Source organism: Mesorhizobium sp. UC74_2, from assembly GCF_042701485.1.
Classification (GTDB): domain Bacteria; phylum Pseudomonadota; class Alphaproteobacteria; order Rhizobiales; family Rhizobiaceae; genus Mesorhizobium.
Map to the genome: position 1 here is coordinate 4,101,226 of NZ_CP170562.1, position 15,962 is coordinate 4,117,187.

The 15,962-nt window shown below is 64.7% G+C and carries 15 protein-coding genes; 6 read left to right on the forward strand and 9 right to left on the reverse strand.

All coding sequences use genetic code 11. From position 1 onward, the window contains the following. The first annotated feature begins 117 nt into the window (after nucleotides 1–117). A complete protein-coding gene (locus tag ACFJIU_RS19895) occupies nucleotides 118–795 on the forward strand; it encodes an MIP family channel protein (protein ID WP_379062784.1) in 678 nt (225 codons plus the stop codon). Nucleotides 796–901: 106 nt separating this feature from the next. Here ACFJIU_RS19895 and katG read toward each other — a convergent pair whose 3' ends face one another. Then, on the reverse strand, nucleotides 902–3,085 hold the full coding sequence (katG, locus tag ACFJIU_RS19900; RefSeq protein WP_379062786.1) for a catalase/peroxidase HPI: 2,184 nt from the start codon (nucleotides 3,083–3,085) through the stop codon (nucleotides 902–904). 230 nt (nucleotides 3,086–3,315) lie between these two features. On the opposite strand from katG, the gene ACFJIU_RS19905 reads away from it, so the two are divergent. Then, nucleotides 3,316–4,227, forward strand: a complete 912-nt coding sequence (locus ACFJIU_RS19905; RefSeq protein ID WP_379062788.1) for a LysR substrate-binding domain-containing protein — start codon at nucleotides 3,316–3,318, stop codon at nucleotides 4,225–4,227. Between the two features lie 3 nt (nucleotides 4,228–4,230). Here ACFJIU_RS19905 and ACFJIU_RS19910 read toward each other — a convergent pair whose 3' ends face one another. Next, on the reverse strand, nucleotides 4,231–5,292 hold the full coding sequence (locus tag ACFJIU_RS19910) for an ornithine cyclodeaminase (RefSeq protein ID WP_379062790.1): 1,062 nt from the start codon (nucleotides 5,290–5,292) through the stop codon (nucleotides 4,231–4,233). A 2-nt stretch (nucleotides 5,293–5,294) separates the two neighbouring features. Next, nucleotides 5,295–6,215, reverse strand: a complete 921-nt coding sequence (gene rocF / locus ACFJIU_RS19915; protein ID WP_379062792.1) for an arginase — start codon at nucleotides 6,213–6,215, stop codon at nucleotides 5,295–5,297. Between the two features lie 145 nt (nucleotides 6,216–6,360). Here rocF and ACFJIU_RS19920 point away from each other — a divergent pair, with 145 nt between their 5' ends. Then, nucleotides 6,361–6,798, forward strand: a complete 438-nt coding sequence (locus tag ACFJIU_RS19920; protein WP_054309499.1) for an Lrp/AsnC family transcriptional regulator — start codon at nucleotides 6,361–6,363, stop codon at nucleotides 6,796–6,798. A 4-nt stretch (nucleotides 6,799–6,802) separates the two neighbouring features. Here the strand turns inward: ACFJIU_RS19920 and ACFJIU_RS19925 are convergent, their stop codons facing one another. From ACFJIU_RS19925 to hisS, 5 genes are all read right to left on the reverse strand, one after another. After that, nucleotides 6,803–8,551, reverse strand: coding sequence for an AMP-binding protein (locus tag ACFJIU_RS19925; RefSeq protein WP_379062794.1), 1,749 nt, complete (start codon nucleotides 8,549–8,551; stop codon nucleotides 6,803–6,805). A gap of 327 nt (nucleotides 8,552–8,878) precedes the next feature. Beyond that, nucleotides 8,879–9,580, reverse strand: a complete 702-nt coding sequence (gene hisG / locus ACFJIU_RS19930) for an ATP phosphoribosyltransferase (protein WP_379062796.1) — start codon at nucleotides 9,578–9,580, stop codon at nucleotides 8,879–8,881. Further along, nucleotides 9,577–10,695 carry an ATP phosphoribosyltransferase regulatory subunit gene (locus tag ACFJIU_RS19935; protein ID WP_379062798.1) on the reverse strand — a complete coding sequence of 373 codons (1,119 nt, stop codon included), beginning with the start codon at nucleotides 10,693–10,695 and terminating at the stop codon, nucleotides 9,577–9,579. Before ACFJIU_RS19935 ends, hisG begins: the two co-directional genes overlap by 4 nt. Continuing rightward, nucleotides 10,692–11,060, reverse strand: coding sequence for a VOC family protein (locus ACFJIU_RS19940; protein WP_379062800.1), 369 nt, complete (start codon nucleotides 11,058–11,060; stop codon nucleotides 10,692–10,694). Before ACFJIU_RS19940 ends, ACFJIU_RS19935 begins: the two co-directional genes overlap by 4 nt. Then, nucleotides 11,057–12,556, reverse strand: a complete 1,500-nt coding sequence (gene hisS, locus ACFJIU_RS19945; protein WP_379062802.1) for a histidine--tRNA ligase — start codon at nucleotides 12,554–12,556, stop codon at nucleotides 11,057–11,059. Before hisS ends, ACFJIU_RS19940 begins: the two co-directional genes overlap by 4 nt. Nucleotides 12,557–12,856: 300 nt before the next feature. Here hisS and ACFJIU_RS19950 point away from each other — a divergent pair, with 300 nt between their 5' ends. Beyond that, nucleotides 12,857–13,102 carry a hypothetical protein gene (locus ACFJIU_RS19950; RefSeq protein ID WP_379062804.1) on the forward strand — a complete coding sequence of 82 codons (246 nt, stop codon included), beginning with the start codon at nucleotides 12,857–12,859 and terminating at the stop codon, nucleotides 13,100–13,102. Nucleotides 13,103–13,104: 2 nt separating this feature from the next. On the opposite strand, the gene ACFJIU_RS19955 is transcribed toward ACFJIU_RS19950, so the two are convergent. Beyond that, complete coding sequence (locus ACFJIU_RS19955; RefSeq protein WP_379062806.1) at nucleotides 13,105–13,740, reverse strand: DNA-3-methyladenine glycosylase I; 636 nt, start codon at nucleotides 13,738–13,740, stop codon at nucleotides 13,105–13,107. Nucleotides 13,741–13,960: 220 nt separating this feature from the next. Between ACFJIU_RS19955 and ACFJIU_RS19960 the strand changes: the two genes are divergently transcribed. Beyond that, complete coding sequence (locus ACFJIU_RS19960; RefSeq protein ID WP_379062808.1) at nucleotides 13,961–14,794, forward strand: L,D-transpeptidase; 834 nt, start codon at nucleotides 13,961–13,963, stop codon at nucleotides 14,792–14,794. A 241-nt stretch (nucleotides 14,795–15,035) separates the two neighbouring features. Then, a complete protein-coding gene (locus ACFJIU_RS19965) occupies nucleotides 15,036–15,962 on the forward strand; it encodes a bifunctional 5,10-methylenetetrahydrofolate dehydrogenase/5,10-methenyltetrahydrofolate cyclohydrolase (protein ID WP_379062810.1) in 927 nt (308 codons plus the stop codon).

Genomic DNA, 15,962 nt, shown 5'->3' on the forward strand with positions numbered 1-15,962 from the left:
GCTGTTGAACTGGCGTAATATCCACTGCTTTAAAACGGTTCGGCTTAAGCATACGCTCCCACTTGCGATTCGCGGCTCTTGCCAGAGCCTGGCAGGGCCCTTTCGAGGAGAGGGACTATGAAATCTTATCTGGCTGAAGTTCTGGGTACATTTCTGTTGGTGTTCATCGGCACCGCTTCGGTGGTGACCGGAGGGTTCGGCGGCGCTCTGCCGCTCGGACAGGAAGGCATCGGCCTTGCTTTCGGCATCGGCCTCATCGCCGCGGCCTACGCGATCGGACCGATTTCCGGCGCGCATCTCAACCCGGCGGTCACGCTGGGCGTCTTCCTGGCCGGTCGCCTGCCGGCCAAGGACGTGATCCCCTACTGGATCGCGCAGATCATCGGCGCCATCATCGCTTCGCTGGCGCTGTGGGTTATCGTTTCGGGACAGACCGGCGGCCATACCGGCGGCTTCGGCGCCAATGGCTGGGACGAGACGAAATGGGGCATGAGTTCTGCGTTCCTCTGGGAACTGATCGGCACGTTCACGTTTGTGACCGTCATTCTCGGCGTCACCAGCGGCAAGCACTCGACGGCCTTCGCCGGGCTTGTCATCGGCCTGACGCTGGCGGGTCTGCACTTCGCCATCATCCCGGTGACCGGAACCTCGCTCAACCCGGCACGCTCGATCGGCCCGGCGCTGTTCACCGGCGGTGCAGCCATCAGCCAGCTCTGGCTGTTCATCGTCGCTCCGCTGATCGGCGCCGCCATTGCCGGCGTCGTCGCCAAGACCGGCATGTTCGAAAAGGACTGAACCGAAACCATCAGGTGCGGCGCTCAACCGGGTGCCGCGCCTAACGCCCGATAGTGAAACAGGCGCGGATCACTCCGCGCCTGTTTTGTTTTGGCTAAGCTCGAACTCAGACGAGGTCGAAGCGGTCGGCGTTCATGACCTTGTTCCAGGCCGCGACGAAGTCCTTCACGAACGTCGCCTGCGCATCGGAGCTGCCGTAGACCTCGGCAAGCGCGCGCAACTGGGCGTGCGAGCCGAAGATCAGGTCGACCCGGGTGCCGGTCCAGCGGGCCTCGCCGGTGCCGCGGTCGCGTCCTTCGAACACACCCTCGGTGGCGGAAGGCCGCCATTCGGTGCGCATATCGAGCAGGTTGACGAAGAAGTCGTTGCTCAACGTCTCCGGCCGTTCGGTGAAGACACCATGCGTGGACTGGCCTGTATTGGCGCCGAGGACGCGCAGGCCGCCAAGCAGCACGGTCATCTCCGGAGCGGTCAGGTTCAGCAACTGCGCCTTGTCCACCAGCAGCGTCTCCGCCGAGAGACGCTGGGCGCCGCGGCTGTAGTTGCGGAAACCGTCGGCGACCGGTTCGAGCGGTGCGAAGGAAGCGACGTCGGTATCATCCTGCGACGCGTCCATGCGGCCGGGCGTGAACGGCACCGTCACGGATTGGCCTGCATCCTTGGCCGCCTTCTCGACCGCTGCGGCACCGCCGAGCACGATCAGGTCAGCGAGCGACACTTTCTTGCCGCCGGGCTGCGCGGCGTTGAACTCCGCCTGGACCGCCTCCAGCTTCTGCAGCACCGCACTCAATTCGCTCGGCTGGTTGATCGCCCAGTCCTTCTGCGGGGCAAGGCGGATGCGCGCGCCGTTGGCACCGCCGCGTTTGTCGGAACCGCGGAAGGTCGAGGCCGAGGCCCAGGCGGTCGACACCAGTTGCGACACCGACAGGCCCGACGCCAGGATCTTGGCTTTCAGCGCGGCAATATCGGCCTCGTCGATCACCTGATGGTCGACCGCCGGGATCGGATCCTGCCAGGGCAGCACTTCAGCCGGCACGAGCTTGCCGAGGTAACGGGCGCGCGGGCCCATGTCGCGATGCGTCAGCTTGTACCAGGCGCGTGCGAAGGCATCGGCGAACGCGTCCGGGTCCTCGTAGAAACGCCGCGAGATCTTCTCGTAGGCCGGGTCGACACGCAGGGCGAGGTCGGTGGTCAGCATCGACGGCGCGTGACGCTTCGACTTGTCGTGTGCGTCCGGCACCGTGCCGGCACCCATGCCATGCTTCGGCGTCCACTGGTGGGCCCCGGCCGGGCTCTTGGTCAGCTCCCACTCGTAGCCGAACAGGTTCCAGAAGAAGTTGTTCGTCCACTTGGTCGGCGTCGTCGTCCAGATGACTTCCAGGCCGCTGCCGATGGCATCGCCGGCCTTGCCGGTGCCGAAGGCATTCGCCCAGCCCAGGCCCTGCTGCTCGATGCCGGCTGCTTCCGGCTCTGCTCCGACCAGCTTCGCGTCGCCGGCGCCATGGGTCTTGCCGAAGGTGTGGCCGCCGGCGATCAGCGCAACGGTCTCCTCGTCATTCATCGCCATGCGCGCAAAGGTCTCGCGGATATCGCGTGCCGCAGCCAGCGGATCCGGCCTGCCGTTCGGCCCTTCCGGGTTCACGTAGATCAGGCCCATCTGCACGGCGCCGAGCGGATTCTGCAGGTCGCGATCGCCGGTGTAGCGCTCGTCGGCGAGCCAGACGCCTTCAGGCCCCCAGTAGAGCTCCTCCGGCTCCCAGACGTCGGCACGGCCGCCGGCGAAACCGAACGTCTTGAAGCCCATCGATTCCAGCGCGACGTTGCCGGTCAGGATCAGCAGGTCGGCCCAGGAGAGCTTGCGGCCGTATTTCTGCTTGATCGGCCACAACAGGCGGCGGGCCTTGTCGAGATTGACGTTGTCCGGCCGGGAATTCAGCGGGGCAAACCGCTGCTGGCCGGCGCCAGCGCCGCCGCGGCCGTCACCGATGCGGTAGGTGCCTGCGCTGTGCCAGGCCATGCGGATGAACAGCGGCCCATAGTGACCGAAGTCGGCCGGCCACCAATCCTGCGAGTCCGTCATCAGCGCCTTCAGGTCGGCGATGACTGCGTCGAGGTCGAGGCTCTCGAATTCCTTGGCGTAGTCGAACGCCTCGCCCATCGGGTCGGACAGGTTGGAATGCCGATGCAGGATCTGGACATCCAGCTGGTTCGGCCACCAGCTCTGGTTTTTCGGTCCCTGGCCGCTGAACGGGCATTTGCCTGCGCTTTTGTCGTCGGTCTTTGCGTCCATTTCTTTCTCCAACGCTGATCTTCAAACGATGCCAAATCCCATACACCCTACAGGGTACACAGCGGACTTTGGTCTGGAGAGAGGCTGATAATGGCTGCCTCCCTCGTGAATGGGTGGGTTGCCGAAGAGCTGCCCAAAGGCGCCCGCCGAATTGTGGAACGATGGCAGCCTAAAAGCTCCATTCTATAAAAGCAAATTGCCTTTTCTGTTTTTTCCGATAGTTTTTTCTTATGATAAAACTGACACTGCGGCAGATGCAGTATTTCGAGACTTTGGTGCAGACGCTGCATTTCGGCAGGGCGGCAGCATTGTGCGGCATCAGCCAGCCGGCGCTTTCGGCGCAGATCGCCGATATGGAGGAAAAACTAGGCAGCAAGCTGTTCGACCGCTCCGGCCGCAACGCCATCCTGACGCCGGAGGCCGCGACGCTGCTGCCGCTGATCACGCGCGCGCTGGCGGCGGCGCGTGACGTCGAAGAGGCCGCCATGGCAGGCCGCAAGGCGCTGGAAGGTCGCTTCCGGCTCGGCATCATCCCGACGGTTGCGCCCTATCTGCTGCCGTCGATCCTGCCGGAACTGCGGCAGCGCTATCCGGAACTGCGGCTCGAACTGCGCGAGGCGGTGACCGACACGCTGGCCGAGGAGGCAGCACTCGGCAGCCTCGACGCCTTTATCGCGGCACTGCCGCTCGACCAGCCGGGACTCACGACGGAAGCCCTGTTCGAGGACCGTTTCTTCCTGGCGGTGCCGCGCGCGGAGCCCGACCTGGTGGCACCTCCCGTGCCGCCGGAAAGCCCGGTTCTGGAAAGACTGATGCTGCTGGAAGAAGGCCATTGCCTGCGCGAACAGGCGCTGCAGCTGTGCGGCAGCGTGCGCCCGACCGCCATGGCGAATTACGGCGCGACCAGCCTGACCACGCTTCTGCAGATGGTGGGACATGGCTTCGGGGTAACCCTGGTGCCGGAGATGGCGGTGGCACCGACCGCGGCACTGCCCGACCTGCGCGTCGTGCCTTTTGCCGAACCGATGCCTTCCCGCACCGTCGCACTGGCCTGGCGGCGCAACGGCCATCGCCAGGCGGAATGCAAGGCGCTGGTCCAGGTGTTGAAAGGCGTGCGGGCCGGTGTCGCGCACGCCCATTAGGAACTAGGCCGTAAGATCCTCTTTCGCCCCTGCCCTGAGCAGCATGCCGAAGAGGTCGCGCGGTTCGTCGGGATCGGCGAGCAGGTCGAGTTCCTCATAGAGGCCGGTGGCCTGCAGCTGGTCGCGCACATAGCGCAGCGCCGAGAAATCCTCGGTGGCAAAGCCGACCGAATCGAACAGCGTGATCTGCTTGTCGCTGGTGCGCCCGGCTGCCTTGCCCGCCATCACCTGCCACAGCTCGATCACCGGATGATCGCCATCCAGCTGCTGGATCTCGCCCTCGATGCGCGTCTGCGGCGGGAACTCCACGAAGATGTCGGAGCGCAGCAGGATGTCGCGATGCAGCTCGGTCTTGCCAGGGCAGTCGCCGCCGACCGCGTTGATGTGCACGCCCGAGCCCACCATGTTGTCGGTCAGGATCGTCGCATACTGCTTGTCGGCCGTCACCGTGGTGATGACGTCCGCTCCCTCCACCACCTCCTGGCCGGAGGCGCAGATGGTGATGTCGAAGCCCATGCCGGCGAGGTTCTTCGCACAGCGCTTCGAGGCCGACGGATCGATGTCGTAGAGCCGCAGCCTGTCGATGCCGGTGATGGCCTTGAAGGCGATGGCCTGGAATTCCGACTGCGCCCCATTGCCGATGATGGTCATGGTGCGGGCACCCTTCGGCGCCAGGTACCTCGCGACCAGCGCCGAGGTGGCTGCTGTGCGCAGCGCCGTCAGGATGGTCATTTCGGTCAGCAGCATCGGATAGCCCGAGCCGACATCGGCGAGCACACCAAAAGCGGTCACCGTCTGCAGGCCCTCGCGCGTGTTCTTCGGATGACCGTTGACATATTTGAAGCCGTAGAGCCGGCCGTCGCTGGTCGGCATCAGCTCGATGACGCCGTCATGGCTGTGCGAGGCGACGCGCGGCGTCTTGTCGAACAGTTCCCAGCGACGGAAGTCCTCTTCGATATAGCTGGCCAGTTCGGTCAGGAAGCGCTCGACCCCGATGGCCAGCACCAGCTTCATCATGGAATCAACGCTCACGAACGGAACGATGTTCAGCTTCGCTGCGGTCATGGTCAGAAGCTCCTCGTCGGACGGTCCATGATGCGACGGCCCATCAGGCTGGCCGTCAGGTCGACCATCAAGGTGGCCGTGCGGCCGCGTTCATCGAGGAAAGGATTGAGCTCGACGAGATCGAGGCTGGTGACCAGCCCACTGTCGGACAGCATTTCCATGACCAGATGCGCCTCGCGCAAGGTGGCGCCGCCCGGGACCGTGGTGCCGACGGCCGGCGCGATCGACGGATCGAGGAAATCGACGTCGAGGCTTACATGCAGAAGGCCGTTCTCGTCGGCGACGCGCGCGAGGAACGCGCGCAGCAAGGGCGCAATGCCATGTTCGTCGATGGCTCGCATGTCGTGCACGGTCACGCCGGCTGCCTTGAGCGCCTCGCGCTCAGGCGCATCGACGCTGCGCAGGCCAAGGGTGCAGATGCGCGTCGGCTCGACCCGCACGGGCAGGTCCGGGAAGACACCGTCAAAGCCGGGCAGGCCGCTGGCATAAGCAAGCGGCACGCCATGCAGGTTGCCGCTCGTGGTGGTGTCGAGCGTATGATAGTCAGGATGCGCGTCGAGCCACAGGACGAAGAGCGGCCGACCGGTTTCGGCGGCGCGACGGGCGATACCGGACAGCGTGCCGGCGGAAATGGCATGATCGCCGCCGAGGAAGATCGGCATGGCGTCCTTGCTGGCCTGGTAGGCTGCCTCTGCGATCGCGGCCGTCCAGGCGACGATCTCCGGCAGCTTCTTCAGCGCCGGATTGCGATGTGTGACCGGCTGGGCCGCGGCCGGTTGCACCGTGCCCAGATCCTCGACCTCATGGCCAAGTTCAGTCAGCGCCGAAATCAACCCTGCCGTGCGCAGCGCGCTTGGCCCCATCTCGCATCCCAGATGCCCGGCGCCGTCCTGCTCCGGCGCACCCACTATCCTGCAACGCATGGCGTTCTTCCCAACCTGTCTCGTTGTCTTCGAGTAAAGCGCACTCGACTGGCGGAATGAACAAACTGATTTGGCAAATAACGCTCATTGCCTTATCATTTCGGCAATATCGAATGCCAATATGGTCGATCATGGATATTCCGGCGTGGATTCACTCGACGAAAAGCTGGTGACATTGCTCAGGCATGACGGCCGCCGCTCCATCTCCGACCTTGCCGTCGATCTCGGCGTATCGCGGGCGACGGTGCGTGCCCGCATCGAACGGCTCGAGCGGCAGGGGGAGATTCTCGGCTATACCGTGATCCTGCGGGCGGATGCGCTGGAACAGCGCGTACGCGGCATCATGATGATCGAGGTCGAAGGCCATGCCGCTGACCGGGTGGTGCGGGCACTGGGCGGTTTCCCTGAAATCTCGGCCATCCACACCACCAACGGCCGCTGGGACCTCGTCGTCGAACTGAACACCGAAACGCTGACGCAGCTCGATGCCGTGCTGCGCAAGGTGCGGCTCATTCCGGCCATCACCGGCTCGGAAACCACGCTGCTGCTCGCGACGCCACGCTCGACGCGGGCGCGTCTCTAACAGGCTAGAGACCCAGTTCCTCGACCATGGCGTCGCGCATGACGAACTTCTGCGCCTTGCCGGTCACCGTCATTGGCAGGTTGTCCTTGAAGCGGATGTAGCGCGGCACCTTGTAATGCGATATCTGGCCGGCGCAGAAGGCCTTGATGTCCTCCTCGCTCATCGTCTCGCCCGGCTTCAGCACGACCCAGGCGGCGATCTCCTCGCCATATTTGGCGTCAGGCACGCCGAACACCTGCACTTCCTTGACCTTCGGGTGCCGGTAGAGGAATTCCTCGACCTCGCGCGGATAGACGTTCTCGCCGCCGCGGATGACCATGTCCTTCACGCGGCCGACGATGTTACAGAAACCTTCCTCGTCGATGGTGGCAAGGTCGCCCGTGTGCATCCAGCCATCCGGGTCGATCGCCTCGTCGGTCTTTTCCCGATCTTCCCAATAACCTTTCATCACCGAATAGCCGCGGGTGCACAGCTCGCCGCGTTCGCCGACCGGCACGGTCTCGCCTTCGGCATCCACCACCTTGACCTCGACGTGCGGATGGATGCGCCCGACGGTCGAAACGCGTTTTTCGAGCGGATCGTCGACCCCGCTCTGGAAGGAGACAGGACTGGTTTCGGTCATGCCGTAGGCGATCGTCACCTCGGACATGTTCATCAGGGCGATGACCTTCTTCATCACCTCGATCGGGCAAGGCGAACCGGCCATGATGCCGGTACGCAGCGACGACAGGTCGAAGCTCTTGAAATCGGCATGGTCGAGCATGGCGACAAACATGGTCGGCACGCCGTACAGGCCGGTGCAGCGCTCTTCGGATACGGCCTTCAACGTCACGCCGGGGTCGAAGCCCTCACCCGGGAAGACCATGGCGGCGCCCTTGGACACGCAGCCCATCGAGCCCATCGACATGCCGAAGCAGTGATAGAAGGGCACCGGGATACAGAGCCGGTCATTCGAGGTCAGCCGGATGGCGGCGGTGACGAAATTGCCATTGTTGACGATGTTGGCGTGGGTGAGCGTGGCTCCCTTCGGTGCCCCGGTGGTGCCGCTGGTGAACTGGATGTTGATGGCATCGTCGGGCGTCAGGCTCGCGCTGATGCGATCGAGCCCGGCGCGGTCGGCGTCCGTGCCCATGTCGAGCACGTCGCCGAAATTGAACATGCCGGGCGAAACTTCATCGCCCATGCGGATGACAGTCTTCAGCGCCGGCAGTTTCTTCGACGCGAGTTTGCCGGGCTCGGCACTGTCGATCTCAGGCGCCAGCGTGCGGATCATGCCGAGATAGTCGGAGGTCTTGAACTGCGCCGCCGTGACCAGCGCCTTGCAGCCGACCTTGTTCAGCGCATATTCGAGCTCGGCGAGCCGATAGGCAGGGTTGATGTTGACGAGGATCAGGCCGATGCGCGCGGTTGCGTATTGCGTCACCAGCCACTCCCAGCGGTTCGGCGACCAGATGCCGACGCGGTCGCCCTTCACCAGGCCGAGCTTCGCCAACCCGGCTGCGAAGTCGTCTACGACGCGCGCCAGTTCGTCCCAGGAGAAGCGCTTGTCCTGGCTGGGGAACACCGCGGCATCACGCGCCCCATGAGCGCGCACCGTGTCGGCCAAAAGCTGCGGAATGGTCTTGTCGAGCAGCGGCTGCAGGCGCTCGCCCGAGACATGCGACAGCCCTTCCTTCGGGGCAATGAAGACAATGCCCGCCTGAGCGGGGTTCGACGGTCGCGTGCCTTTCAGTTCGTCCGGGTTGATCGCCATGGCCTCCTCCTCCGCTAGCGATGGAAGGCTAGCAGCCGACCACCGATCCGAAAATCAGGCCAAAAGTCGGATGGCGCAAGCGGCGAAACGAGAACTGTCTTATCTCGAGGACTGAGGTCAGCACTTGACGGCGCGTCCTTCGAGGCTCGCCCCGCAACAGATAAGCCATGCCTTCAACCGAAATGCGGCTCGCACCTCAGGATGAGGACCGCCGTGCAGGCCTCTTGAATTCTCCAATGTTTCAGAATGAAGGGACTTTGCAAAACGGTCCTCATCCTGAGGTGCGAGCGAAGCGAGCCTCGAAGGACGCACCGAAAGGCCAAAGCTTCAGCCCAGCGAAGCGGCGACCTTGGCGCCGATGTCGGCGAGAAGGGCGGCATCGGCCGGCTTGCGTTCCTTCTTCGAGGCAACGAGGCAGGCCTGCGACTTCAGCACGATACCGTCCGACAGGATCTTCAGATGGTTCGCCTTCAGCGTCGAGCCGGTGGTGGTGATGTCGACGATGATATCGGCCGAGCCTGCCGCGGGCGCGCCTTCCGTCGCGCCCAGGCTTTCAACGATGCGGTAGACCTGGATGCCATGCTTGGCGGTGAAGAACTGCTGCGTCAGCCGCCAGTATTTGGTGGCGATGCGCAGCCTGCGGCCATGGCGCTGGCGGAAGTCGGCAGCGACATCGTCGAGATCGGCCATGCTGTCGACGTCGAACCAGATGTCCGGTACCGCCACCACGACATCGGCATGGCCAAAGCCGAGCCGCGCGGCGATCTCGGCGCGTGACTGCCAGTCTGCCAGGTTCTCGCGCAGCAGGTCCTCGCCGGTGATGCCGAGATCGACGGCGCCCTGCCCGATCTCGCCGGCAATTTCCGAAGCCGAGAGGAAGGCCACGTCGATGTCGTCTCGACCGGCAATGCGGGCGTGATATCTGCGGTCGTCTTCCGGCAGGCTGACGGCGAGCCCGGCTCTGGCCAGCACTTCCAGCGCCTGTTCCTTCAACCGCCCCTTGGACGGGATCGCCAGCGTCACGGTCATGATGCGTCACCCCGCAGCGCCTCGATGCGGTCGAGCCAGACCGAGAAGCCGACGCCTGGGATCTGGCCCTTGGCGCCAAGCAGCGTCAGCAGGCGGTCATAACGTCCGCCACCGACCAGCGGGCGTTCGCCGTCGCCCGATGCGATCTCGAAGACGAGACCGGTATAATAGTCGAGCGGACGCCCGAAGGCGGCGTCGTAGTGGACCGCATCGCCCGTCAGGCCATGGCCGGCAACGGCCTGTGCACGGGCGGCGAAGGTCTCGAGCGCAGAGCCAAGCGCCAGCCCGGCATTGGAAGCAAACCCCTGCAACGCCTCGGCCGCCTGCGACAATGGCACATGGATGGCGAGGAATGTCTTCAGCGCAGCAAAAGCCTCTTCCGAGAGCCGTACGGAACGCAGTTGCGCCTTCTCGATAAGCCGGCGCGCGATGTCTGCCGGCGTCCGGCTGGCGGAAGCGGAAAGGCCGAGTTTTTCCATGTCGGCGGCGATATGCGCCGTCAGGGCGTCAACGTCGGCGTCCAGCGCCAGTGTTGCAACCGGCGGCGGCAGCTGGCCGTTGCGCGGCGGGTTGGCGAGGTCGGCAAGTGCTGCCTCCAGCATCGTCTTCGAACCGAAGGCGCGGGCGAGCCGCATGCGCCAGCCGCGCGGCAGGCCAAGTGCTGCCAGCACCGCTTCGAAGATGGCCTGGTCGCCGAGCGTGACCGAAAGCGCACGCTTCGGCAGCACCAGCGACAGCAAGGCATGGGCGTCGGCGACGCTGCGGGCATCGGCTGCTGCGGTGTCGCTGTCGCCAAGATCCTCGATTCCGGCCTGGAAGAACTCGTTGCCGCCGTCGCGGCGCTGGCGGAAGACCTCGCCGAGGTAGCCATAGCGGCGCGGCGTGCCCGCCTGGCTGGCGATATGGTCGAGGCAGACCGGAATGGTGAATTCGGGACGCAGGCAAAGCGTCTGGCCGGTCTCGCTTTCGGTCAGGAAGATACGGCGGCGCAGGTCCTCGCCGGCCATGTCGAGGAACGGATCGGCAGGCTGCAGCACGGCGACGTCGACAAGGCCGACGCCACGCTGTTCGAGCAGCGCCACCATTTCATCGGCAAAGGCGGGAGGCCTCCTCATGACGCCACCTTCTGCATCAGCTCAATGCGGTTGCCGAACGGATCATAGACATGGATGCGCTCATAACCCTCCAGCGGCACGTCTGTAGCCGTCCGGTAGCCAGCCTTTGTCGCCAGTGCCTCCAGCCGCTTCACATCGTCGACCAGGAAGGCCGGATGCGCCTTGGCGGCAGCGTGGAAGTCGGGATCGACGCCGAGATGCACCTTGACCGCAGCGCTTTCAAACCAGCAGCCGCCCCGTTTTGCGAGGTCGTCAGGTTTCGCCACTTCGGTCAGGCCCAGTATGCCGGCATAGAATGCGCGTGCGTCGGGCTCGCGCCCGGCCGGCATGGCAAGCTGGACGTGATCGATGGCAAGCAGGGTCATTGGCGCTCGGCGGCCTGCGCGGCGAGGATCTTCTTCACCTCGGCGACCAGATCGGTTTCCTTCACCGTGACCTGGCCCGGCCGTGCTTCCTTGTATTCGGCGTGATCGGCGATCGCCGCCGCCTGCCTGGCGCCTTCGATCAGGTCCTTCAGCTGGACCTCACCGGCCTCGCGCTCGCTGGAGCCCTGGATGACGGCGATCGGCGAACCGCGCCGGTCGGCATATTTCAGCTGCGCCTTCATACCGGCGCCACCGAGATAGAGCTCGGCGCGGATGCCCGCCCGGCGCAGATCGGACACCATCTTCTGGTAGCGACCGAGGCTTTCCGTGTCCTTGTCCATCACCAGCACGATCACCGGCTGCAGGATGTCGGAAATGTCGAGCTTGCCGAGGTTCTTCAGCGCCGTCATCAGGCGCGAGACACCGATGGAGAAGCCCGTCGCCGGCACCGGTTCGCCGCGGAAGCGCGAGACCAGCCCGTCGTAGCGTCCACCACCACCGACCGAACCGAAACGCACGATCTTGCCTTCGTCGTTGGGGATCTCGGCCAGCAGTTCCGCCTCGTAGACCGGGCCGGTGTAATATTCGAGGCCGCGAACGATGGAAGGATCGATCTTGACGCGTGTGTCGAGATAGCCCGCGGCCGCGACCATCGCGCCGATATCCTGCAGTTCCTGCACGCCTTCGGCGCCGCGTTCCGACCCGGCGACAGCCTCGCGCATCTTGGCCAGCGTGTCGGCAAGGTCGCCCGTGCCCGGCGCGGTCAGAAGCAGCACGCGATCGGATTGCGTGGCGTCCAGTCCCGCGCCCTTGGTGAAGTCGCCGCTTTCGTCGAGGCGGCCCTTGCCGAGCAGCGCGCGCACGCCGTCCGGCCCGACCTTGTCGAGCTTGTCGATGGCACGCAGCACCGTGAGCCGGCGGCCGGCATTGTCGTCACCGCCCAGGCCGATCGCCTCCAGCACGCCGTCGAGAACCTTGCGGTTGTTGACGCGGATGGCGTAGTCGCCGCGCCCGATGCCCAGCGCTTCCATCACGTCGGCCATCATCATGGCCATTTCGGCATCCGCCGCCACGCCCGGCGTGCCGACCGTGTCGGCATCGAACTGCATGAACTGACGGAAGCGGCCAGGGCCTGGCTTCTCGTTGCGGAACACCCAACCCGAACGATAGCTGCGATAGGGCTTCGGCAGGCGCTCGTAATTCTCGGCGACGAAACGCGCCATCGGTGCGGTCAGATCATAGCGCAGCGACAGCCACTGCTCGTCGTCGTCCTGGAAGGAAAAGACGCCTTCGTTGGGACGGTCCTGGTCCGGCAGGAACTTGCCCAGTGCGTCGGTATATTCGATCAGGGGCTGGTCGACCGGCTCGAAACCGTAGAGCTCGTAGACCGCGCGAATGGTGGCCATCATCTTTTCGACGGCGCGGATGTCCTCGGCGCTGCGGTCGACAAGGCCACGCGGCAGCCGCGCCTTCATCTTTTCCGGTTTGTCGGCCATGGTCGTGAACTCGCTGTCGATGGTGCAGGCATGTCGAAAACTGCCGCTTTCGCGGCGCGGTTGTCCTAGCCGATGCTGGCAGGTGCGGCAAGGCGTTTGCCGGAGACAACACCTTGCAGCGCGACAGCGGTTTCGCGGTGGCAGAAACGGCGGAATGCCGGCCACGCGGCTTCCCCGGCTAACCACTCGTCAACCATTGCGGCCAAATGCGCCAAAACGCACCAATTTGGCCATTATCGCAGCATCGTGCCGACATAATCGACGCTGATAAGCGGCTTGAAACCAAGGACTTGCACTGAAATGGCCGCAGCGCACAAAATCGAACTGCTGGATGAACCGGTCATGACGGCACAGGTGATCCCGCTGCGTCGCCTCGAAACCGTCGCGCCCACGGTCAGCCAGCAAGCCGGACCGTTCGAGGTGCCGGCAGCCGAACGCAAGGGTTCGGGTCTCGGCGACATCCTGATCACCGGGCTGCTGGTGATCTATCCGGCGCTCGCCACCGTCACCGCCATCATCATCGGCCTGATGCTGTCACGCGGCTGAAATTACTTCGGTCGTGCGAGCGCCCGCCGCTCGGCCTCGACCTCGGCACGGCATACACAGCCCTCGATATGGTCGTTGACCATGCCCATGGCCTGCATGAAGGCGTAGACGGTGGTCGGGCCGACAAAGGTCCAGCCGCGCTTCTTCAGTTCCTTCGAGATGCGTGTCGATACCGCCGTGGTCGGGTTGGCGCGCAGATGCGCGATGTCGACCACCGCAGGCCGCTCCTGCGGGCCCGGCTCGAAGCTCCAGAACCAGGCGGCGAGTGAGCCGGCCTCCTTGACCAGTTCCTGCGCACGTCCGGCATTGTTGATGGTCGAGACGATCTTGCCACGATGGCGGATGATGCCGGCATTGGTCAGCAGCCGCTCGACGTCGGCATCGGTGAAACGCGCGACCTTGTCGAAATCGAAACCTGCGAACGCCTCGCGGAAAGCCTCGCGCTTGCGCAGGATGGTCAGCCAGGACAGGCCCGACTGGAACCCTTCCAGGCAGATCTTCTCGAACAGGCGGCGGTCGCTGGTCACCGGGCGGCCCCATTCATGGTCGTGATAAAGCTGGTAATCGGGCAGGTTGCCGTGCCAGGCGCACCGGGTGACGCCGTCTTCCCCGGTGATCAAACCATTGTTGTCACTCATTGCAAATCCATTCGTTAACGCCTGGAAGGCGTGCTTTACCGGGGCTTTACCAGATTCCTGAACCGGCCGGTAACCACACCAAAAGGTTTACTGACAAAGCGGCATTTTAAACGTTCGCGATTCACCATTCGCTTGCCGCATCCGGACAACATGCCGATCGAGACCGTGAGGAACACCCGTTTCCTGCGCGGCGCGACGATCGAGTTGAGAGTGCGTCCCCATGCGAACAACCACGAGAAAGCTTTTTCTGCCTCTGTTCGGCGCAATCGGTGCGCTGGCGGCGATTGCCACCCCTGCCCTTGCCAATGACCGCTACGCCGAGCGTCCGCCGGTGATGGTGAGCCCGGATCTGTCGGCGCCCTGGGTCACGCAGCTAGGCCGCGCGCCGGGCGTGGTCAGGGCGAGCCGTGCCGTCCGGCCATGGGGAGAGCCGCAGGTACGTTACCGCCAGGCCGTCCCGCAGGATCAGTATTACGGCCAGGCGCAGCCGCGCGTTCAGCAATACCGTCAGGTCCGGCCACAGGCCGGGACCGACCGCGTGCGCACCGCAGCAGTGCCCGGCCAGCAGGTCAGGCGCACAGTGGCGCGGCCGCAGATCAACCCGATCTACCTGCCGCAGGAAGTTGCGTTTGACGGCAAGGAAAAACCCGGCACGATCATCATCGATACGACGCAGAACTTCCTCTATCTGGTAGGGGAAGGCGGCAAGGCGCGCCGCTACGGCGTCGGCACCGGCAAGCCGGGCTTCGAATGGGCCGGTACGCACAAGGTCAGCCAGAAACGCGAATGGCCGGACTGGCGCCCGCCGAGCGAGATGATCGCACGCGAAAAGGCCAAGGGCCGCTACCTGCCGACGTTCCTGGCCGGCGGCATGGAAAACCCGCTCGGCGCCCGCGCGCTGTATCTCGGCTCGACGCTCTATCGCATCCACGGCACCAACCAGCCCTGGACGATCGGCGGCGCTGTATCCTCCGGCTGCATCCGCATGCGCAACGAGGACGTCGTCGACCTCTACGACCGGGTGAAGGTAGGCACGACGGTCGTCGTGATGTAATGTTTGCGCATTGAGTCGGCCTCACCGCCGACCGACGAAATAACGGGGGACGGGCCTTGTGGGGACATGGCCGGTCCAGAAAGGGCAGCCGGCAACGCCGCGCTGCCCTTTCTGCTTTCGCCCGCTAGACGGGTTTTTGGCCGCCAGTGACCATAATCGACTAAGGCAGGACGGATTCAGCCTCCCGCCGGCGGCATTCTCCTGCTATGTCGCCGCAAACAAGAAATCCGGAAGTCTGCCCATGTCCTCGACCGACAGCCGCTACCTGAAGGGTGGCCCCGTCGCCAAACGCATCATCGAAGGTGTCCGCATCGCCGCCGAAGAGGCCCGTGCCGAAGGCTTTCCGGCGAAGCTGGTCTCGATCACCGTCGGCGATGTCGACGCCGTCGACGTCTATGTGCGCAACCAGCGCGCCAAGGCAGCCCAGGCCGGCATCGATTTCGAGGAACGCCGCTTTCCGGCCGACGTCACCGCGCGCGAACTCGAGGCAGCCATCCATGGCATGAATGCCGATCCGCGCGTCACCGGCATCATCATCCAGCGCCCGGTGCCCAAGCATATCCCGGTCAAGGCGCTGCAGAGCGCGGTGCATCCGCTGAAGGACGTCGAGGGCATGCACCCGGCCTCGATCGGCAACATCGTCTACAACCAGCTCGACCTGGCCCCCTGTACCGCCGCCGCCTCGGTCGAGCTGCTCAAGGAAACCGGGCTCGATCTGAAGGGTCTCGAAGTCGTGGTCGTCGGTCATTCCGAGATCGTCGGCAAGCCGATTGCCTTCCTTTTGATGAGCGAAGGCGCCACCGTCACCGTCTGCCATCACATGACACGCTCGCTGGCCGTGCATGCGCGCCGCGCCGATGCCCTGTTCGTTGCGGTCGGCAAGCCGCGCCTGATCAAGGCGGACATGGTGAAGCCGGGCGCCGCCGTCATCGACATCGGCATCAATTCGGAAACGCTGCCGGACGGCACCACCCGCATCGTCGGCGACGTCGACACCGAAAGCGTCAAGGAAGTGGCGTCCTGGATCACGCCGGTGCCGGGCGGCGTCGGCCCGATCACGGTGTCGATCCTGCTGCGCAACACGATGGTGGCGCTTAACCGCCAGCGCGAGCTCTACCGCGCCAGCTATGCCGTCGACGAACAGCCCGGCCAGATCGCCGCGGAATAA